Below are 19,996 nucleotides of genomic sequence, written 5' to 3'. Positions count from 1 at the left end.
TGTCGTTTACTTATGTGGATTTCTCCCCCGCCTTGCATCGAGAAAGATTTTGCCACGATGATCAATCGTGAGTAAGAATACTTGCTTCACATCTGTAACTCCGCGCTGCCGCAGCTGATTATTCAACCAGAAACGGTCTTTGCCGAGCTGCTCCAAATTCGTTTTCTGAATTTCGCCATCCATGATGAGTGGAACGGGCAGCGTTTCGAATCGGTAATTTTTAGGAAACGGCTTGGGGAAATGGGAATCATTCCCTTGTCCTTGTCCTTGTCCTTGCCCGCCATGTTCACCTGATGCCCCCGGTTGGCGATGCTCATGCCGATCCTTCTGAATAATGGATAGTTTGCCCGTCGTCTCCAATATGGCAAACTCGACGTCAGCGATATTCGTTTTGTTCTCCCTAAACTGCAGCATCAAATCATCTAAATTATATCGTTGCTTTCGCATCGCTTCACGATTGAGCTTGCCGCGCTCCACGAGTACAACCGGTTCACCATCGAACAAGATGCGCAGCTTCCGGTTTTTCAACGAAATGACGGCAATGACAATCTGAATGACGAGCAGAAACACCATTGGTAATATTCCATCCAGTAGCGGACGCTGCGTATCCTCAATAACGAATACGGCAATCTCGGCAATCATGACGGAAATGACCAGGTCAAAAACAGACAGCTTGCCGATTTCCCTCTTCCCCATAAGCCGCATAATGAGAAACACGATAAAGTAGATGAGAAGCGTCCGGAACATCAGTGTCAAGTATTCCACATGAGCCGCCCTCCTTGGATGTTGTGCGAGGTTGGTTGGTACTGCCCCGCATTCGCATCTGGCTGTTTTATCGCTGCCGGCTGTAGTGATTCATGCCAGCACAAAGTACAACTATTGTCACCTGATGCAAAGTACATCATACGAAATGACGATGTTCGAATATTTGGTAATCACGCGGAATGCCTGCTGCTAATGGCCAACTTGTACTATTCTGATCAGCTTGACCATATCTTGTAATAATCGTGAACACGAGCGCAAATAATTGGAGGGATAGCGATATGAAACCAATCAACGCCATGAAAAATGTTCCTAAGGTACACATGGCTTCACCGATGCTCGCTGGCATTTTGTATGCATCCATTTGGCTTGCATTAGGGGCTATTCTGCTCTCAACAATGCTGAGGTGGGGGAGCATGCAGGAAACGCAGCTACCGCTTTACAGTTTGATCGTGCATGGCTGCTCATCACTTGCAGGCGGTTTCGTATCCGGCAGAAGATCCGGGATGCGCGGATGGTATTACGGCGGCATGCTCGGCATCGCCTACGGCCTGTTGATTCTGCTTGTCAGCTTTCTTTCTACAAACACCGGCATTAGTGGCAGAACGTTCACAATGCTCATCGAAACCTTGCTTTGCGGCGCATTTGGAGGCATGATTGGCGTGAACACCAAACGGTCCTGACAGCTTGTCCCGTTTGTGAACACTTTTGGAAATGGTCTCACTTAGGTATAGTTTGTGATATACTAGATCGAGCTGAAATAATGAAGGTGCTTTTAGGAGGAAATAACGTATCATGACTTTGTTTGACAACATGACGACGGTCGCGATCTATTCGGCCATTACGGTGACGCTTCTGATCTGGTATGGAGCTGCAACGAACCCGTTCAAGGTTGGTGGATTGTTTCTCAGAGAGATGGTACTAAACCGCAAATATATGCTGCATTTCGGCGCTTTAATGTTGATTCTGTTCATCAACAAGCTTGAGATGCGCATCGAACATCATATGACCTATACTTATGATTTCGCAACGTTCTTCCAATCGATCGAAGGAAACTTCGTCGCCAATCTTCAACATATGTTTGAGAATCGTTATTTGACTGTTTTTCTGGCTTTCATGTATGTGGTTGTCTTTCAAGCGATGCTTATTGCATCCATCGGAATTTATTCCAAACGCAGCAAAAACAAACGAATGTTTTATGCTCTATGTTACGCGATTATGATTAACTACTTAGTCGCGATCCCGTTCTACTTGTTCTTGCCGGTCAACGAGGTCTGGTATCATGATCCGACGAACGTTTCATTCCTCATGTTGAACGTATTCCCGGATTTCGAGAATCAGTATCGTGCATTATCGGGCCTTGATAACTGCTTCCCAAGCTTGCATACGTCGATATCGGTTACGCTCGCGATATTGGCCGTACGCTCCGGCATCAGACGATGGGCATGGTTCTGCTGCATCTGTGCCGTAATCATTATCTTTGCGATCTTCTATCTGGGGATTCACTGGTTGATTGACATGTGTGGTGGACTGGTGCTTGCTACATTTGCTTCCACGATGGGCATGCGTCTAAGTGCGATGAACCTATCGCTCCGCCGTGGTCGCCGCAATGGTTCCATTACCCCGGCGAATATTACTTATTTGCGCGAGGATGCAAAATAAACAAAATAGAGACAGCCGGTTCATGATGTTCTGAACCGGCGGTCTCTTCTTGTTTATTGATAAATAAGCGGCCTGACCTCGTCAATTAAATGCTGGAGCTGCTTGGAGCAGGCAGCATACTTCTGTTTCTCGGTTTCGTCTGCCGACAGCAGCCCGTACATCTCCATGTCCGCTTCACATTTCTTCAATGCCGCAAGCAGTGTCGCTTGATGCTGGCTCTTAGGCTGCTTGACCTTGTCATCGTACAGATCGATAGTCAGCGTCCCGAAATCATCCAATTGAGCCAGAAACACATCCTGAACGCGAAGATGCGATTTCTTGAGCTCTTTGACCAACCAAGCCTCGTTAAACCCTCTCACTTGAAGTGGATCCACCAGCACGACACCATCCATGATGACTGCGATCGGCTCTCGCTCAGGTGTCACTTTAATGCCGAGCTGCTTCGGGGTAACTGGTAAATTCTCAGTCTTGAGGAGCACATTAATCGCCCCGCTCGCCTCCATGATCGCAAACTCGACGTCAGCCGCTTTGAATATATCTTTCATTCGAAGCTGCTGCAACAGTTCATCGGTTGTCAGGCGCTCTTTCTTTAAGTTCTTCTCTAGTATTTTACCCTTCTGAATCAATACGGTCGGAGTCCCGTCAATCCAGTTTCGGACTCTCTTGCTCTTTAATTGTAGCATCTCGATGCCGAGTGACACCGATACCCAGACACCTAAAGACAAGAAACCTAAGTACCATTTCTCATCCGTATCCAATGAAATATACCCCGCCAAGTTACCTATAGTGATGCCTGTAATATATTCAAATACGGACAACTCGGTAACTTGGCGTTTCCCTAGCAGCTTCGTCATCAAGAGCAAGAAGACAACAGCCATTAACGTCCGCCACGTGATCTCCATCCAATTGCCCATTATTCTCCACCTCCATCGGCGCCTGGCATGTACGTTCATTATGCGCGCAAATGCTGGAAATTATGAGCGAGTTCCGACTTATGCCATGAAGCTAACAAAAAGAAGCCGAAACGAATAGGACTCTTCGTCCACATTCGTTCCGACTTCTTTTTACTAGTTGGATTAAGCTTTAATATTCTCTGCTTGATCTTCTTTCTTCTCTACTACAGGCGCAGTTGGTGCTGCAGATACTGCGGCGCTTGTTGTAATCGTGTTAATCGCGCTGCGGTCGAATGTAATCTTCGTTGCATCGTTGACACGAAGGACAACGACATCATCCGAGATTTCCATGATCGTTCCGTGCATACCGCCGATCGTTACGATTTTATCGCCTTTCTTCAGCGAGCCGAGCATCGAGTTGCGTTGCTTGGATTTACGCTGCTGCGGACGAATCAGAAGGAAATAAAATACCGCAAACATAAGTACAAACGGGAGTAAAGATGCTGCTGATCCCATATTAGTTCACCCCTTTCCTTAAAATCCTTTATTGTTCTCGTGCAAGCCGTACTTATTGAAGAAGTCATCACGGAAGTCAAGTAATCTGTCTTCCATGATTGCTTGTCTCACGCCCCGCATCATCTCTAGAAGGAAGTGCAAATTGTGAATGGTAGTCAATCGAATTCCGAACGTCTCGTCAGCCTTGATCAGGTGACGCAAGTACGCACGGGAGTAATTCGTACAGGTATAGCAGCTGCATTCCGGATCCAGCGGACCGAAGTCCTCGGTAAATTTCGCATTGCGAATGACCAGTCGACCGGAGCTCGTCATCGTTGTACCGTTACGAGCAATTCGAGTAGGCAGCACGCAATCGAACATATCGATTCCGCGAATAGAGCCTTCGAGCAGGGCATCAGGCGAACCTACGCCCATTAAGTAGCGGGGTTTGTTAGATGGCAGCAGCGGAACCGTACAATCAAGTACATTGTACATGAGATTCTTCGGTTCTCCGACGCTTAATCCTCCAATAGCATACCCCGGGAAATCCATGGAAGTCAACTCTGCCGCGCTCTGACGGCGCAAGTCTTCGTACATGCCGCCTTGCACAATCGCGAACAATCCTTGATCCTGCGGACGAGCATGAGCAGCCAAACAACGCTCTGCCCAGCGAGTAGTACGCTCCAACGATTTCTTGACATAATCATAGTCGGCTGGGTATGGCGCACATTCATCGAATGCCATCATAATGTCCGAGCCGAGCGCATTTTGGATTTCCATCGCCACTTCCGGAGACAAGAACAGCTTGTCGCCGCTGAGATGACTGCGGAATTCTACGCCTTCTTCTTTGATCTTACGCATGTTGCTTAAGCTGAATACTTGGAATCCGCCGCTGTCCGTCAGAATCGGGCGATCCCAATTCATGAATTTATGCAGACCGCCTGCTTTGCGGACGATTTCATGTCCGGGCCGGATAAACAGATGATAGGTGTTGCTCAGAATAATATGAGCATCCATCGTCTTCAGCTCTTCCGGGCTGATCGTCTTGACAGTAGCTTGCGTGCCTACCGGCATGAATGCAGGTGTTTCGATAATTCCGTGAGGCGTATGTACGCGTCCGAGACGCGCCCCTGATTGCTTGCAAGTCTTAATTAACTCATATGTGATTGCCACTCGTGCACTTCCTCTTTCTGTCCTAGTAAATAAACATTGCGTCTCCGAAACTGAAGAACCGATATTCTTGTTCAATCGCTTCCTTGTACGCATTCATAACTGCCGTCCGTCCGGCTAATGCACTGACGAGCATCACCAGCGTTGACTTCGGCAGGTGAAAATTCGTGAGCAGCGCATTAACCAGCTTGAACTCGTAGCCTGGGAAAATAAAAATATCTGTCCAGCCGCTGCAAGCCTGTATACCCTCATACGTAAACCGAGCCGCAACGGTTTCAAGAGTTCGTGCAGATGTTGTGCCAACGGCAACAATTCTGCCGCCTCGTTCCTTCGCGGAGCGAAGCATGGCTGCTGTTTCTTCGCTTAATTCGTAATATTCCGAGTGCATGGTGTGCTCCTCGATTGTATCCACTGACATCGGCCTGAACGTACCAAGGCCGACATGAAGCGTAATATATCCGATATGTACGCCTTTAGCCTTCAACTGATCGAGAAACGGTCTTGTAAAATGCAATCCAGCTGTAGGTGCCGCAGCTGATCCTTCATGCTTGGCATACACGGTTTGATAACGCTCGCGATCGCCAAGACGTTCTTTAATATAAGGCGGCAAAGGCATTTCTCCGAGTCGATCCAGCAGCTCAGGGAAGATCCCTTCATAATGAAACTCGATCTCGCGACCGCCCATTTCACCTTCCCCTACCACGGTTGCTCGCAGCAGCGGCTGACCGATACCATCATCACCGAAAGAAAGCTGAGCGCCAACCTTTAACCGTTTGCCGGGCTTCGCCAGCGTATCCCATCGATCCCCTTCGAGCTGCTTGAGCAGCAGCAGCTCGACTTTAGCGCCCGTATCGGACTTAATCCCCATCAATCGTGCCGGCATGACACGAGTGTCGTTGAGGATTAAGGTGTCTCCCGGCTGAAGCAGCTCGGCCAGCTTCGTAAACGTATGATGCTCCACTGCGCCCGACTCGCGATTAAGCGTCAACAGCCGGGAGGACGTGCGGTCTGTAAGCGGAGTTTGTGCAATCAGATACTCCGGTAATTCAAAATCAAATTCATTTACATTCATCGACTGGTTCTCATTCCTTAACGATCGTCACGTCTTTGTAATAGTATTGCATTATATATTTATAGTCATACCCAAGCTCTGCCAACCCGCGCGCTCCGTATTGAGACAAGCCTACGCCATGTCCATTGCCGGAACCGACGAATCGGAAACCGGGATCTTTCGTTGCCGCTCGCACTTTGCCATCGCCATTCAGGATGAAGACATTGCGATCTTTCAATTCTTGCGTTTGTCCATCTCCACCGATGAGATACATCGTACCATTATCGGATATAGTCGGACGTTCACGTACGGCTTGATCTCCGCCTGCTATGGTCATTCTGGCTGTTTCATCGATTTGGAACAAGGTACTTGGCAATCCTCCGAATGCAGCGCGATAAACATCCGGATATTTGACCTGCATCTTCTGTCCATTCACTAACAGCTCAGTAGGACGCCCCGACGGACCGCTCTGACTGACTTCCAGCGTCGCGATCTTGCCTGAGATAGGTTTCTGCAGCTTACCGTTCGTGAATGCCAGTATCTCTGCAGCCGTATACGTGCCTCGTACCCATGACATCTCATTGGATTGCGGCACTTTCTCCAATTGGACAGCCATCGTTCCGCGGTTAGCCTGATCCACGACAGGCACATTGTCTTGAATAAGCGGTATTGGACGCAGCTTCGCTCCATCGGTATTCACGCGCAGAAGAGGTTGTCCGACCTTTGATTTCTGGTCGGTAACATCCAGCAAATCCTCACGCATGTAGCCTACTGATCCATTCGAAAGGGCGATCCGGTACCACTGAAAAAGCCCTTTCTCTGAGGAGGAATCCGGACTCTGCGCACTCTTCAAATAAGTGATGCTATTGCCCCATATCTCACTAGAATCGGCTGTAACGCCGCCGGCACTTGAAGAGAATACAGCCTCGATGACCTTGCCGTTGAACATGGCCACTTCGCCGTTAGTCGCATCTACTGCTGCAATCGTGGACGGCTTCTCGGAACCGAGGCCTCCGTAGGCTTGACTGAGCGTTGTATCTACCACATGCGCAACTTGAAACCCAAATCCCTGATAGATTGCATATGTACGTGCCGCAACCGCCTGCGACTTCAATGCTTCCGCGGGCCAAGATGACGGCATCTCTGCGCCGACGACCGCATACAGATACTGCTCGAATGGTAATTCATTAATGACAGCAAGCTTGTTGTTTAATCCGCTTACTTCAAACTGCCCGCGATAGCTCCGATTATAACGTTCCATCAGCTTAATCCCTGAAGGAGCGGAAGTCGAAAGCCATAGTTTCGCTCCGGTAGTTGGCACTGAATAAAGCGAAACCGGCGGTTTGGAAGCAGAATCAACCGTCGTATAATCATCCCGAATAACAAAATAAGCGGAGGTCGCATCCGTCTGCTGCAGCGACAAAGCACCATTCACCTTCTGCGCCTGGGCTTTAACCTGACCAAGCGCCGTCTGATCGCTCTCTGAGCCGACCACGACGGTAAACACGCCTGCATCCATTCCGGTCTGTTTCATAGCGGCATAAGCCTCTACTCCGCTTGCGCCGAGAGACTGCGCTGCTTTCAGAGCTTCATCCTTGGAGGCATAGACCAAACCGGTATCCAAATGAAGCGGACCGATCAGCTCTGCTTTACTTGATTTGCCGGCATAACCAGCCAGCGTTGCATCCTTCAACCACCGGTCGCCGGCAGCTTTCGCTTCTGCAGCAGTGGCATAAGAACCTTCTTCGATTTGATAAACCTTACCGCGAGAGTCGCTGGCTGCTGTCATGAAACCTGCTGCCCCCATTGCCTTGAGCCGTTTATAGGCGGCCAGTGCCGTCATATAATCGGTTGTCTCAAGCAGTAATGGCTTGTAGTCGTCCAGCGTAAATCTGGCCGTTTCGCCGTTTGCCGTCTGAAACATCGGGACAACGCCGGAAGGCTGACGAACGCCTACTTGCAGCGCAGCAGCAGAGCTGAAAGTGGCTGCAGCCGTATCGAGCTTGTACTTACTTGTATTCAGGAAGATAGCTACACGAATATTATCGAGTTTAGGCACCGCCGCACCGCTTGATGGCACAGATGTCCAAACCGAGAGGCCTACAACTCCGGTCAACAGCAGCGTAAATGTTCGCATCGTCTTCGGCAGCCTTGATCGCTTCACTGCCGGCTCTATGGACTCGTTCGCATGAACGACGTTTATGCCTTTCATCGGCAAAACATCCATTCCCCCTTACCATTAATCTTTTTTGGGTAACGCACAGACTCCTTCATGACAGCTGTCATCGGTCCGGCCGAACCAGTCATAACGTTTCGCGGCAATCACTCGGTAGATTCCATCTGCAGCGAGTCCCAGACCTGGAACACGGTACAGCCAAGCCAGCCACCTTAGGCCTCTGACCGTCCGCATAATTCGAATGACGCCGGCGGCTCCCGCATGCAGCGTCCCATCTGCTTCAACGACATGCATCTTCGTTAGCAATGTCTCTGTATTTAACGATGCCAGACCCGGAATTGTTTCGTAGGTTTCGTCTAACGACTGAACCGGAATGAATCGCAGCACGGCTGACGACTGCAGCTCCTTCAACTTACGAACACTGCCCAGACATAAGTTGCAGGTACCATCATATAAGACAATAAGCTTCTCACGTTTGCTCTCATCCGTACTGCGTTCTTTCTTGGCCATTATACGGAGCTGCCTCCCTCACCTTGATCGGCGTCAGCGCCGGGCTGCTGCGGCACAGGAAGGCCTAAATGCCGGTAGGCAAGCGGCGTTACCATACGACCGCGCGGCGTGCGCTGGAGGAAACCGATCTGCATCAAATAGGGCTCGTAAACATCTTCAATCGTTTGACTTTCTTCACCGATCGTTGCCGCTATCGTATCGAGCCCGACAGGACCGCCGCGATAGATGGAAATCATGGCACGGAGCATTTTGTGATCGATGCTGTCAAGACCAAGCGGATCCACTTGAATCAGACCAAGCGCCGACTGGGCCAGGTCATGTGTAACAATGCCGTCATTGCGCACTTGCGCAAAATCCCGAACCCGCTTCAGCAGTCGGTTCGCAATCCGCGGCGTCCCGCGGGAGCGCATGGCAATTTCTTGCGCCGCTTCTCCAATAACGCTTACGCCGAGAATTTCGGCTGCCCGAGTCACGATAAAGGCAAGCTCATCCACCGTGTAGAACTCCAGCCGGCTCACTACTCCGAAGCGGTCACGCAGCGGCGCGGACAATAAACCCGCTCGCGTCGTAGCGCCAATCAGCGTGAACGGCGGCAGCTCCAATCGAACCGAGCGCGCACTAGGGCCTTTGCCGATCATAATGTCGAGCGCAAAATCCTCCATTGCCGGATAAAGCACTTCCTCCACCGTGCGATGAAGACGGTGAATTTCATCAATAAACAGAACATCGCCTTCCTGCAAATTCGTAAGAAGCGCGGCGAGATCGCCTGGCCGCTCAATCGCAGGACCGCTCGTGGTTCGTAAATTAACACCAAGCTCGTTGGCGATGATATTCGATAACGTTGTTTTGCCAAGTCCCGGAGGACCGTAGAGCAATACATGATCGAGCGCTTCTTTGCGCAGCTTTGCCGCCTCAATGAATACTTTCAGATTCTCTTTCACTTGAGTTTGACCGATGTACTCGGCCAAATAGCGAGGGCGTAAACTCAGCTCCACCGCTTGATCTTCCATCATGAGGTTGGCGGAAATAATCCGATCGTCCATTCACGCTTACCCCTCTCTGCTAGCCTTTAAACAATTGCTGCAGCGCCCGTTTCATCAGTGCATCCACAGATTCATCCTCTGGCGTAGCATCCTTCATGCCCTGCCATGCGCGATCCAGCTCAGCCGCCGTATATCCGAGCGTTGTAAGGGCTTCGCGCGCTTCCTTCCAGTTCGTATTGCCGCCGAACAAGGTTCCGTTGTCAGCTCCATCGTCCAGTACAATTCCTGCCGCTGCGAAGCTGAAGCCGCCCGGAATAGCATCAAGCTTATCCTTCAAGTCCAGAACCATCCGCTGCGCCGTCTTCTTGCCGATGCCTGGCAGCTTGGTCAGAAACGTTAAATTCTCCTGCTGGATTGCAGCCGCAATCGTCTCCGGTTTGCCGCCTGCCAGAATTCCCAGCGCGACGCGCGGTCCAATACCTGACACTTCAAGAAGCTTGCGGAACATCGCCTGTTCCTCGCGGGTTGCGAAACCAAAGAGCAGCGTCGCGTCTTCCCGAACATGATGATGCGTATAAATCGTCACAGCTTCATCACTCTTGGCAAAAGCGTACGGATTCGGCGTAAACACCCGATAGCCGATATCTCGTACATCTACGACAACAAACTCTGTATCCAAATGGACGACGCGTCCTCGTACATAATCGATCATTTCCGGTTCACCCCGTTTATTTTATCCGTCAGAACGGAAGAATGGGCGTGGCAAATGGCCACCGCAAGCGCATCGGCAACGTCATCCGGCTTAGGTATTGCGCTCAGCTTCAGGAACATGCGTACCATCTCCTGCACCTGACGCTTCTCCGCTTTACCATACCCGACAACCGCCTGCTTCACCTGCAAAGGTGTATATTCCGTTACAGGCAAACCCCGCTGAGCCGCTGCCAAAATCATAACACCACGTGCTTGACCAACTGAAAAAGCCGTCGTCACGTTTTTATTGAAAAACAGCTTCTCTACGGCGACGGTATCCGGTTTATAGCGATCCATCAGCGCACAAGTAGATTCGTAGACCTGCTTGAGCCGCTCCTCTTGAGGGGTATGCGCTTCGGTTTGAATACAGCCGTATTGGACGGGAACGAGTTTACTCCCGATTTTGTCAATGAAACCAAATCCAACGATTGCAATCCCTGGATCAATCCCTAAAACACGCAAGCCTCTTCTCTCCCCATGCCAAAAAATAGTATGATCAAAAATTGGCTTCCATCTATTATAGCAAATGATAGGCACGATGAGAACACGCGTTTTGTCTTTTGGGTACGCTCCTCCTTAACAAAATAAAAGACGAACGCTGCGTGCGTCCGTCTCTCTGCGATTCGAATATGAAGCTGGGCTGGTAGGAACCGACCGGCTAGAAGTCTCGTTTCATGACTTTCTCGGACCGATCGACGGCATAATCACTGAATGTGGACAACACACTGTTATACTCGTCTTTGTCGGTGATCCGAATCCCGTTCACGAGCTCCTCGATCCGTTCCTTCGGCAAACTGCTCTCCATGTAGTTGACATCCAGTTGGAAAAAGGTCCTCAGCACCTTTTCTTTCTTCGGCGAGCCGTCGAATAACGTTAAGTTGCCTGCCTTATCCATACTGATATAGCCGTTATGCTTGCAGGATTCCGACAGGTCATCAATTCGCTGCTCCATTACGACAGCTGACTCTGTATCAAGCACAGCCGTCCATTCCGGATGCTCCTTGAGTAAACGAAGCGTTTCTTTCGATGTCATCTGCCCCAGCGTACTCATCTCCTCACCGCATAAGAAAATACGGTGAAGCTTGACGGTCACCTGCTCTGAAGGTGATGCCAGCACTTCGATAACGCTTCTTGTTCCTGCTCCGGTGGAAGGTGGATTCATCTGCGGCATAGCTTGTACAGATTGAATGCTTGTAAGCGATACGAAAGTCACGGCAAGCAGGCAGCCTAATTGCCACATTGGCCGTCGATTCCGCAGCAACCTTTTTTTGATTTTCTTCCAGAGGCTGAATTCCATCATCGGGAACTCCCCTTTTTACCTTTTTTGTTAGTCTCTCACCTCTGTTGGAGAATTATGCACAAAAATAACCCCGGCATCCTCGCATGCATGAAATCCATGCAAAGAAGGATAGCCGGGGTTATTTCCAACTAGCAATTAACGATTAATCCACGGTAAACTTCCGCGGCGTTTTGGTTTTACTGTGCGTGTTTGGCGAACGACAACCTTTTTGGCTGTTTTACGCGGAGGGGCTGATTTGCTCGGGGCTGCACTCAGAGCATTCTCTTCCTCAAACTGGTCCGCTTCATCCTCACGTTTCTCATGGCAGCCGCAGTTGCAATTTTTTTTGCCTGTTGAAGCTCCGGCTACGACAGGCGCCATTTGACCGCCGCCCATGTAACCGTAACCGCCTTGCGGACCCATATTAGCCGGAGAGACCATTGACGGATCATAGTAGCCGTAGCCGCCTTGCGGACCCATGTTAGCCGGAGAGACCATCGACGGATCATAGTAGCCGTAGCCGCCTTGCGGACCCATGTTAGCCGGGGATACCATCGACGGATCGTGGTAGCCGTAGCCGCCTTGCGGACCCATGTTAGCCGGGGATACCATCGACGGATCGTGGTAACCATAGCCGCCTTGCGGACCCATTTCAGCAGGAGAGACCATCGACGGATCATAGTAGCCGTAGCCGCCTTGCGGACCCATGTTTGCCGGGGAAACCATCGACGGATCGTGGTAACCATAGCCGCCTTGCGGACCCATCTCAGCAGGGGATACTGCCTGAGGACCCCAACCGTTGCTTGGTGCTCCCCATGGCAATGTTACCGGCGGACACCACTCCATGTCTTCTGCAGGACTAACAGCAGATGGATAGCCATAGCCGCCTCCCATCGATGCAGGGGATACCGCCGACGGCTGCCCATAGCCGCCTCCCATCGATGCAGGGGATACCGCTGACGGCTGCCCATAGCCGCCTCCCATCGATGCAGGGGATACCGCTGACGGATAGCCATAGCCGCCTCCCATCGATGAAGGAGATACCGCTGACGGATAGCCGTAGCCGCTTCCTATCGACGCCGGAGATACGGCTGTCGGCTGCCCATAGCCGCCGCCCATTGACGCCGGAGATACCGCTTCCGGCATTTTCGGCATATCATATAGCGACATTACCTCAGTAGCCGGCACGCCGTATTGTTTGAATAAATCAACATGCTGCTCATAGGAATTGTATACCGGATATTTCTTCTCTGCTACAGGCATGATTTCCGGTAATGGCATCGGCATTGGAGCCGGCTCCGGCATCGGTGTCGGCGCGATTTGCTCCGGTACCGGCATAGGCGTTGGAACCGGCATTGTGCTCGGTTTTTGGCCCGTCGCTTTCTTACCGCCGAGTAACGAAGGCGCAGTCGACATTTTGCCCATCAAGCCTTGAACGCCTTGCATCACCGATGAAGGGTGAAGCGGATGATGCCCTGCTCCTGAGTTCTCGTTGCCACTTTGCATATGCGTCTCATGCATAGGATGTGATGCGCCTGGCTTAGGTATATTTACGACTTCGCCTGTCAGCAGCACGTTTGGATTCTTCAGCTGCGGATTAGCTTTAATCATGTCACTGAGCGGGATTCCCCATGCCTTGGAGAGCTTCCACAATGTATCACCCTGCTGTACAACATGCTGGTGCATAAAGTCCATATTTCCCGTTTGAGAAGCAGGTACTTTGATCTTCATTCCGATGTCAATCATATCCGGATTGGTGATAGCAGGATTCAGTTTAATGATTTCTTCCTGCGAAACATTATACTTCTGGGCAATGAGGTATAGTGTATCGCCTTTTTTGACAATATGAATTTTCACCCGTCAAAAACCTCCTGTCACGTTTGTACGCCTTGGGCAGACGTGGTAAACGCCCGTTATCAATCCCTACATCCTATGCATGAGATAGGCGAGTGTCACCCATCCTTACAAAAAAAAGTTAAAGCCCTACCTCCATTACAAGAGGCAGAGCTTTAACTTTCAGGACGGATCACAGCTATTCGGAGGCTGTATATTTGAAACTCGGATAACTCCCCAGCACTCGGACCTGACAGCCAATCGCTTCGATTTCAGCAATTGCAGACGGCAGCAGTACCGTATCCAGCGACATTTCGATGTCGATCAAGAAATAATAATTGCCGAGCTGCTTCTTCGTCGGACGGGATTCAATCCGCGAAAGATTGATTCGGCGCCAAGAGAACGCAGAGAGCACCTGATGCAGCGCACCCGGATAATCCTCCGGCATCGTAATGAGGATACTCGTCTTATGGGTCTGTGAGTCACGAAGTGTAAACGGCTCAGTCCCTACCAACAAGAACCGAGTGAAGTTGTTGTCATGGTCAGTTACCGCTGTCTCCAGTACGGCGAGTTCATTATCAGCTGCCGCCGACACTTGTCCGATAGCTGCCCAGCCGCGTCCGGGATTATCACGCACAATACGCACAGCTTCCGAAGTACTGCCGACATGCTCAAGCTCTGCATGCGGGATATGTTTCTTCAGATATTGGGTACACTGCGCCATCGCAACCGGATGACTGAGAACCTTAACGATTCTGTCATAGGCAAGCTCGCCGTCGACAGCCAGCTCTTGCGCATTGCCAATCAAGTTCTGGATGGAGGGATACACCCACTCCGCTTGAATCGGCAGGTTTACTTCATCTACGATCCAATCGGTATGCAGACCAACCGAACCGTCGATTGTATTCTCAATTGGGATTATAGAGTAGGTTGTCTTGCCTTCCGCGGTGGAAAGAAACACATCCGCAATCATACGATGATAGGAATAGTGAATATCGGCACCATGACCGTTTAATAAGTACCGTGCTGCTTCGTCAGACGTTGAGCCTTTTGTCAAACATGCTACGCTAATCATGCCCTGACTTCTCCTTTAATCCGTTCCATGAATGATTGCTCCTGCTGCTTGCTGCTCACCGTGATCTCCGGACCTCCCGCACATGGCTTCAGCCACATCGTCTGTGCTTGAATACCATGTTTACCAAGGGTTTCACCGAGAAAAGCTTCCAGCTCCGCCTTGCGCGGACTGTTCCGGTCAACAAGCGTCAGAAGCGTCGGTCCCGCCCCGCTTAAGGCGACACCAAGCGCACCGCGGTCCGGTGCTTGCTCTAAGATTTCTGTCATGCCCGGCACCATCGGAGCGCGGTATGGCTGATGAAGCCGATCGCGCATCGCAAACCGAATCAGCTCCAAGCTGCCGCTTGCCAGTGCCGCGACCAGCAACGAGCTGCATCCCACGTTGAAGACGGCATCCTTCATCGAGATTTGCGTCGGCAGCGCATGCCTTGCTTTCTCCGTTGACAGCTCGAACGACGGGATAGCAACAAGCACCTCCAGATCGGCATGCGGCTCGATCCGGACCTTCTCCGCACGCTGGCCGTCCCAAGCCGAAACGACGATGCCGCCGAACAGCGAAGCACTGACATTATCCGGATGGCCCTCAAGCTCGCTTGCCATCTGGAACAGCATGTCCTCGCTAAGCGGGCTTCCGATCAGCGCATTGGCGGCAACCAGAGCGGCGATAATAGCGGATGCGCTGCTCCCTAGTCCGCGCGTCAGCGGAATATCGCTGTACATCGAGACGTGCAGGTCCGGTACTTGGACGCCTGAAGCCTCGAATACCTGCTGCGCTACGGTATAGATTAAATTAGATTTATCGGTCGGAATCCCTTCCGTCCCTTCGCCATGCAGATCAAATGACGTGACACTCTCACCGGGAATCGACATCTCAATCCAAATAAAGAGCGACAACGCCATTCCCAGTGTGTCAAAACCCGGACCGAGATTCGCCGTGCTGGCCGGGACCTTTACCATTACCCGGCGGTTCATCATTTTGCCGCACCCTCAAGCTGACGGATCGCGTTCATAACCGCTTCTTCGTTGTCTTCTACGACGATAGGCTCGGCTTGTACACTCTTAATGGCGATGTTAGGATCCTTCAAGCCGTGGCCTGTCAATACGCAAACTACCGTTTCGCCGCCTTTAAAAGCGCCTTCGCGCTTCAGCTTAAGAACACCGGCAATCGATGCTGCAGATGCAGGTTCTGCAAAGATACCTTCGCGGCGTGCAATCAGCTTGTACGCATCCAGAATCTCTTCATCTGTCACGTAGTTAATTTGGCCTTGGGATTCTTCGGCTGCAGCGACAGCTGTTTTCCAGCTTGCAGGGTTACCGATACGAATCGCAGTTGCGATTGTTTCAGGCTCAGCAATAGGCTCGCCCTTCACGATTGCCATTGCGCCTTCTGCTTCGAAGCCGACCATCTTCGGCAGCGAAGAGATTTTACCATGTGCGTGAAGCTCCTTGAAGCCTTTCCAGTACGCCGAGATATTGCCCGCGTTTCCAACCGGAATCGCCAAGTAGTCAGGCGCTACGCCGCCCAGCTGGTCCACTACTTCAAATGCAGCTGTCTTCTGGCCTTCAATCCGATAAGGATTAACAGAATTCACGAGTGTAATCGGGTGCTTTGCCGTAATTTCGCGAACAATTTCGAGCGCGCGGTCGAAGTTGCCGTTGATTGCGATAACTTTGGCGCCGTAGATAATCGCCTGAGCCAGCTTGCCAAGCGCGATATTGTTATTAGGGATAAGAACGATACAGTTCAGACCACCACGTGCTGCATAAGCAGCTGCCGCTGCCGAAGTGTTGCCTGTAGACGCACACATAATCGTTGTGCTTCCTTCTTCCATTGCCTTCGCAACCGCCATAACCATGCCGCGGTCTTTGAAGGAGCCGGTCGGGTTCAAGCCTTCATATTTGAAGAACAGGTTCAAGCCAAGCTCCTTGGACAAGTTCTCTGCGCGTACAAGAGGCGTGTTGCCTTCTTGTAGTGTCAGCATCGGTGTGTTTTCGTTGACTGGTAGAAATTCTTTATACGTCTCGAGCAAGCCTAGATATCTCATGGGAAATAGGACTCCTTTATGTGAAATAATATTTAGCCTTCTACGCGGTACACACTCTTAATAGCTTTCACGACTTCCATGCCTTCCAGTGCTTGAAGCACTTTCTTCGCAGCTGCTTTGTTGGCATCATGCGTAATGATGATGATTTCCGCTTCCGGGATGCTCGGGTTAGGCTGTTGAAGCACAGACTCGAGGCTCACTTCGTACTCGGCAAAAGCTTGCGTAATGCGGGCAAGAACACCTGCACGGTCATCCACATGGAGCAGCATAAAATATTTCGAAGCGATCTGCTCGTCGGTTTTGAGTTTCTTCACTTTATAAGCGAGCTTCTCTTGTTTGCCGTTCACGCCAAGCTTCAGGTTCTTCACGACAGCGACAAGATCCGCTACTACGGAAGTGGCCGTCGGCAGCTCACCTGCGCCTGCTCCGTAGAACATCGTTTCGCCTACTGCTTCGCCATATACATAAACAGCATTGAATACGCCGTTAACAGATGCGATCGGGTGAGTTAGCTTGACCATCGTTGGTTGCACGCTGACACTGATATAGTCGTCCTGGCGCTCGGCGATACCAAGCAGCTTTACTTCATAGCCGAGGCGCTTCGCGTAGAGAATATCTTCCTTTGTGATCGAGGAAATACCCTTAACATCCACATCTTCCAGTGCTACGTTAGCGCGGAAGCCTAGTGTCGCAAGGATCGTCATTTTACGAGCAGCATCCAACCCTTCAACATCCGATGTCGGATCGGACTCGGCGTAACCAAGATCCTGCGCTTCCTTCAGCACATCGCCGTAAGCTGCGCCTTCTTTGCTCATTTTCGTCAGGATATAGTTCGTAGTACCGTTTACGATACCCATAATCTTCGTGATGCGGTCGGACGAGAAGCCCTCTACAAGTGTACGAATGATGGGGATACCGCCGGCAACACTCGCCTCATACATCACGTCACAGCCATTCTCTTGGGCTTTAGCCAAAATCTCCGGTCCGTGCAAGGCCATCAGATCTTTGTTCGCTGTCACGATATGTTTGCCGCGGGACAATGCTTCAAGAATATAGTTCTTCGTTAATTCAATGCCGCCCATCACTTCAACGATAACGTCGATATCCGGATTATAGATGATTTCCCAAACGTCCTCTGTCAGCTTCTCCGGAGAAACGCTGATGGAACGGTCTTTATTTTTATTTTGCACGAGTACTTTCTCAATGACGATCGGGGAACCCACTTGGCTTTCCAAATCGGATTGATGTCCTTCTACGATGCGCACCACGCCTGTACCGACTGTTCCCAGCCCTAGCAAACCTACTCTGATCGGCTTCATTATTCTGATATCCTCCAATTCAACTCTCAAATTCTCTATCCTTGCCCAATGATCGCTGCTTTGCGTACACCGTCATGCTTGCGGATGCCGTCGATCAACTCAGACAGCGCTCCGTTCATCATGGAAGTATCAACGGAAATAATGACATTGGCAAGTCCTTGCAGCGGGATGGTTTGGTGAATCGTAAGTACATTTCCTTCCGTGCCGGCTACAAGGCCAAGCACTTTCGAGAGGACGCCGGACCGATGGTCGAGATCCATGGAAATGGTTACGATCGCTTCCCGTTTCAATTGATTCTGGGTATAGACGCCGTCTTTATATTTGTAGAAGGCGCTTCGACTTAAGCCCACCCGTTCCGTCGCTTCATGAACGGTGGCGGCTTCGCCGCGCCGGAGCATCTCTTTCACTTGGATCGTCTTCACGATCGCTTCCGGCAACATGTCCTCACGGACGACAAAATATCGTTCCTCCACTTGCCGTCCTCCCTCAAGAGACATTTGTTCTTCCATAGAGGACATTATATCGAATAATGACGAAAGCGGCAATAGGCAATCGATAAACACAACATTCTCATTATACCTATTTTAACCTTAGAATGAACAAAAAACTGCTGCAGCATGTCTGCACCTTTGTGCACAGACACCGCCGCAGCAGTTTACATTACTTATTCATGATAGGAGAAATCGCTGCCCTCGAAGAACTCGAACGAATAATCGCCGATACGGACGATATCGCCGTCCTTCGCACCGATCTTACGCAGCTCCGCGTCAACGCCCATCTTACGCATCGTCCGAGCAAATCGCATAATCGCATCGTAGGAATTGTTGAGGTTAACACGCTTCATGAACTTCTCGATCGTGGCACTTTCCACGAAGAAACCTTCGTTTTCCTTGCCCACTTTGAAGGAACGATCTTCTTCTTGCTCCAGCGTGTACACTTTACGCTCCGCTACATCCTTCACTTCCTCGATCAAGCGGGTATCCGGAACGGTTGCCAGCAAATCGGCAGCCTTATACAGCAGTTCTTGAACCCCTTGCTTCGTGAGCGAGGACATCGCAACCAGTTGATGCTTCTCGGCATCGCCGCTTGCTTCAAGCTGTTCGCGGAACAATGCAAGCTGCTCCTCTGCATCCGGCATATCCATCTTGTTCGCCACGATAATTTGCGGGCGTTCTGCCAGGATCGGATTGTACATCTCGAGTTCTTGGTTGATTTTCACCCAGTCGTCGAAAGGATCGCGCCCCTCTGACCCCGACATGTCGAGAATGTGCAAAATAATTCTTGTACGTTCAACATGCCGCAGAAAATCATGGCCTAGACCGACGCCTTCACTTGCGCCTTCGATGAGACCCGGAAGATCCGCCATAACGAAGCTGCGTCCGTCACCAACAGCAACTACGCCAAGATTAGGCGAGAGCGTTGTAAAGTGATAGGCACCAATCTTCGGTGTTGCAGCCGATACAACGGACAACAGCGTCGATTTCCCTACGCTCGGGAAGCCGACAAGGCCAATATCCGCCATGACTTTAAGCTCGAGCGTAATCGTGCGCTCTTGACCTTCCTCACCGTTCTCGCAGAAATCCGGAGCCGGGTTGGCTGCAGTAGCGAAACGGCAGTTGCCGCGTCCACCGCGTCCGCCTTTGGCTACAATAATCTCCGAGCCGTGCTGCGTCATATCCGCAATGATCCCTCCGGATTCATCATCGATGATGACCGTTCCCGGCGGGATACGTACAACCATATGCTCCGCGTTAGCGCCGTGCATCGATTTCACTTTGCCGCGCTCGCCTTTTTCGCCTTTAAAATGCCGCTGGTAGCGGAAATCCATCAGGGTACGAAGCCCTTCATCCACGCGAAAAATAACGTCGCCGCCTCTTCCTCCGTCACCGCCGGCCGGTCCGCCGTTCGGTACGTATTTCTCCCGGCGATACGAAACGATTCCGTTTCCTCCGTCGCCGCCTTTTACGAATATCTTTGCTTTGTCGACAAACATG

The 19,996-nt window shown here is 51.0% G+C and carries 20 protein-coding genes; 2 read left to right on the top strand and 18 right to left on the bottom strand.

All coding sequences use genetic code 11. The annotated features are described in order from the left end of the window. Nucleotides 1–6 precede the first annotated feature (6 nt). Nucleotides 7–765, bottom strand: coding sequence for a YetF domain-containing protein (locus AC0YN4_RS13690; protein WP_475780258.1), 759 nt, complete (start codon nucleotides 763–765; stop codon nucleotides 7–9). Nucleotides 766–1,043: 278 nt separating this feature from the next. Here AC0YN4_RS13690 and AC0YN4_RS13685 point away from each other — a divergent pair, with 278 nt between their 5' ends. Next, nucleotides 1,044–1,445, top strand: coding sequence for a TIGR04086 family membrane protein (locus AC0YN4_RS13685; protein ID WP_475780257.1), 402 nt, complete (start codon nucleotides 1,044–1,046; stop codon nucleotides 1,443–1,445). 112 nt (nucleotides 1,446–1,557) lie between these two features. After that, on the top strand, nucleotides 1,558–2,424 hold the full coding sequence (locus tag AC0YN4_RS13680) for a phosphatase PAP2 family protein (RefSeq protein WP_475836006.1): 867 nt from the start codon (nucleotides 1,558–1,560) through the stop codon (nucleotides 2,422–2,424). A gap of 53 nt (nucleotides 2,425–2,477) precedes the next feature. Here the strand turns inward: AC0YN4_RS13680 and AC0YN4_RS13675 are convergent, their stop codons facing one another. The 17 genes from AC0YN4_RS13675 to obgE form a co-directional block, all read right to left on the bottom strand. Beyond that, complete coding sequence (locus tag AC0YN4_RS13675) at nucleotides 2,478–3,338, bottom strand: DUF421 domain-containing protein (protein WP_475836005.1); 861 nt, start codon at nucleotides 3,336–3,338, stop codon at nucleotides 2,478–2,480. Nucleotides 3,339–3,500: 162 nt separating this feature from the next. After that, nucleotides 3,501–3,833: a preprotein translocase subunit YajC gene (gene yajC, locus AC0YN4_RS13670; RefSeq protein WP_475836004.1), complete on the bottom strand. Its 333-nt coding sequence runs from the start codon at nucleotides 3,831–3,833 to the stop codon at nucleotides 3,501–3,503. A gap of 18 nt (nucleotides 3,834–3,851) precedes the next feature. After that, the gene (tgt, locus tag AC0YN4_RS13665; protein ID WP_475836003.1) at nucleotides 3,852–4,985 is read right to left on the bottom strand and encodes a tRNA guanosine(34) transglycosylase Tgt; all 1,134 of its coding nucleotides are present in this window, start codon (nucleotides 4,983–4,985) and stop codon (nucleotides 3,852–3,854) included. A gap of 22 nt (nucleotides 4,986–5,007) precedes the next feature. Then, nucleotides 5,008–6,054 carry a tRNA preQ1(34) S-adenosylmethionine ribosyltransferase-isomerase QueA gene (gene queA, locus AC0YN4_RS13660; RefSeq protein WP_475836002.1) on the bottom strand — a complete coding sequence of 349 codons (1,047 nt, stop codon included), beginning with the start codon at nucleotides 6,052–6,054 and terminating at the stop codon, nucleotides 5,008–5,010. 10 nt (nucleotides 6,055–6,064) lie between these two features. Next, a complete protein-coding gene (locus AC0YN4_RS13655) occupies nucleotides 6,065–8,245 on the bottom strand; it encodes a SpoIID/LytB domain-containing protein (protein ID WP_475836101.1) in 2,181 nt (726 codons plus the stop codon). A gap of 27 nt (nucleotides 8,246–8,272) precedes the next feature. Next, on the bottom strand, nucleotides 8,273–8,719 hold the full coding sequence (locus tag AC0YN4_RS13650; RefSeq protein WP_090983104.1) for a thiol-disulfide oxidoreductase DCC family protein: 447 nt from the start codon (nucleotides 8,717–8,719) through the stop codon (nucleotides 8,273–8,275). Further along, nucleotides 8,719–9,762: a Holliday junction branch migration DNA helicase RuvB gene (gene ruvB, locus AC0YN4_RS13645; RefSeq protein ID WP_475780250.1), complete on the bottom strand. Its 1,044-nt coding sequence runs from the start codon at nucleotides 9,760–9,762 to the stop codon at nucleotides 8,719–8,721. Before ruvB ends, AC0YN4_RS13650 begins: the two co-directional genes overlap by 1 nt. 19 nt (nucleotides 9,763–9,781) lie before the next feature. Next, nucleotides 9,782–10,414, bottom strand: a complete 633-nt coding sequence (gene ruvA, locus AC0YN4_RS13640) for a Holliday junction branch migration protein RuvA (RefSeq protein WP_475780249.1) — start codon at nucleotides 10,412–10,414, stop codon at nucleotides 9,782–9,784. After that, the gene (ruvC, locus tag AC0YN4_RS13635; RefSeq protein WP_091214843.1) at nucleotides 10,411–10,914 is read right to left on the bottom strand and encodes a crossover junction endodeoxyribonuclease RuvC; all 504 of its coding nucleotides are present in this window, start codon (nucleotides 10,912–10,914) and stop codon (nucleotides 10,411–10,413) included. Before ruvC ends, ruvA begins: the two co-directional genes overlap by 4 nt. 196 nt (nucleotides 10,915–11,110) lie before the next feature. Beyond that, on the bottom strand, nucleotides 11,111–11,713 hold the full coding sequence (locus AC0YN4_RS13630) for a BofC C-terminal domain-containing protein (protein WP_475836001.1): 603 nt from the start codon (nucleotides 11,711–11,713) through the stop codon (nucleotides 11,111–11,113). Nucleotides 11,714–11,887: 174 nt separating this feature from the next. After that, entirely contained in the window at nucleotides 11,888–13,588 is a 1,701-nt protein-coding gene (locus tag AC0YN4_RS13625) for a LysM peptidoglycan-binding domain-containing protein (RefSeq protein ID WP_475836000.1), read from the bottom strand. Between the two features lie 175 nt (nucleotides 13,589–13,763). After that, nucleotides 13,764–14,639: a prephenate dehydratase gene (gene pheA, locus AC0YN4_RS13620; protein WP_475780245.1), complete on the bottom strand. Its 876-nt coding sequence runs from the start codon at nucleotides 14,637–14,639 to the stop codon at nucleotides 13,764–13,766. Continuing rightward, entirely contained in the window at nucleotides 14,636–15,613 is a 978-nt protein-coding gene (gene thrB, locus AC0YN4_RS13615; RefSeq protein WP_475835999.1) for a homoserine kinase, read from the bottom strand. Before thrB ends, pheA begins: the two co-directional genes overlap by 4 nt. Further along, entirely contained in the window at nucleotides 15,610–16,683 is a 1,074-nt protein-coding gene (gene thrC / locus AC0YN4_RS13610) for a threonine synthase (protein ID WP_475780243.1), read from the bottom strand. Before thrC ends, thrB begins: the two co-directional genes overlap by 4 nt. A 32-nt stretch (nucleotides 16,684–16,715) precedes the next feature. After that, entirely contained in the window at nucleotides 16,716–18,002 is a 1,287-nt protein-coding gene (locus AC0YN4_RS13605; protein WP_475780242.1) for a homoserine dehydrogenase, read from the bottom strand. A 35-nt stretch (nucleotides 18,003–18,037) separates the two neighbouring features. Then, nucleotides 18,038–18,475, bottom strand: coding sequence for an ACT domain-containing protein (locus AC0YN4_RS13600; protein ID WP_475780241.1), 438 nt, complete (start codon nucleotides 18,473–18,475; stop codon nucleotides 18,038–18,040). A gap of 191 nt (nucleotides 18,476–18,666) precedes the next feature. Then, the gene (gene obgE, locus AC0YN4_RS13595) at nucleotides 18,667–19,995 is read right to left on the bottom strand and encodes a GTPase ObgE (RefSeq protein ID WP_475780240.1); all 1,329 of its coding nucleotides are present in this window, start codon (nucleotides 19,993–19,995) and stop codon (nucleotides 18,667–18,669) included. Nucleotide 19,996 lies beyond the last annotated feature (1 nt).

This window comes from Paenibacillus sp. J22R3, assembly GCF_056269305.1.
This window is presented reverse-complemented; position numbering and strand designations above follow the sequence as displayed.

Bases quoted from the DNA above. Each gene is read 5' to 3' on its own strand.
- thrB (WP_475835999.1), bottom strand. From the start codon at position 15,613: ATGATGAACCGCCGGGTAATGGTAAAGGTCCCGGCCAGCACGGCGAAT.
- AC0YN4_RS13605 (WP_475780242.1), bottom strand. From the start codon at position 18,002: ATGAAGCCGATCAGAGTAGGTTTGCTAGGGCTGGGAACAGTCGGTACA.
- ruvA (WP_475780249.1), bottom strand. From the start codon at position 10,414: ATGATCGATTATGTACGAGGACGCGTCGTCCATTTGGATACAGAGTTT.
- ruvB (WP_475780250.1), bottom strand. From the start codon at position 9,762: ATGGACGATCGGATTATTTCCGCCAACCTCATGATGGAAGATCAAGCG.
- yajC (WP_475836004.1), bottom strand. From the start codon at position 3,833: ATGGGATCAGCAGCATCTTTACTCCCGTTTGTACTTATGTTTGCGGTA.
- pheA (WP_475780245.1), bottom strand. From the start codon at position 14,639: ATGATTAGCGTAGCATGTTTGACAAAAGGCTCAACGTCTGACGAAGCA.
- AC0YN4_RS13650 (WP_090983104.1), bottom strand. From the start codon at position 8,719: ATGGCCAAGAAAGAACGCAGTACGGATGAGAGCAAACGTGAGAAGCTT.
- queA (WP_475836002.1), bottom strand. From the start codon at position 6,054: ATGAATGTAAATGAATTTGATTTTGAATTACCGGAGTATCTGATTGCA.
- obgE (WP_475780240.1), bottom strand. From the start codon at position 19,995: ATGTTTGTCGACAAAGCAAAGATATTCGTAAAAGGCGGCGACGGAGGA.
- AC0YN4_RS13680 (WP_475836006.1), top strand. From the start codon at position 1,558: ATGACTTTGTTTGACAACATGACGACGGTCGCGATCTATTCGGCCATT.
- AC0YN4_RS13655 (WP_475836101.1), bottom strand. From the start codon at position 8,245: ATGAAAGGCATAAACGTCGTTCATGCGAACGAGTCCATAGAGCCGGCA.
- AC0YN4_RS13675 (WP_475836005.1), bottom strand. From the start codon at position 3,338: ATGGGCAATTGGATGGAGATCACGTGGCGGACGTTAATGGCTGTTGTC.
- AC0YN4_RS13685 (WP_475780257.1), top strand. From the start codon at position 1,044: ATGAAACCAATCAACGCCATGAAAAATGTTCCTAAGGTACACATGGCT.
- thrC (WP_475780243.1), bottom strand. From the start codon at position 16,683: ATGAGATATCTAGGCTTGCTCGAGACGTATAAAGAATTTCTACCAGTC.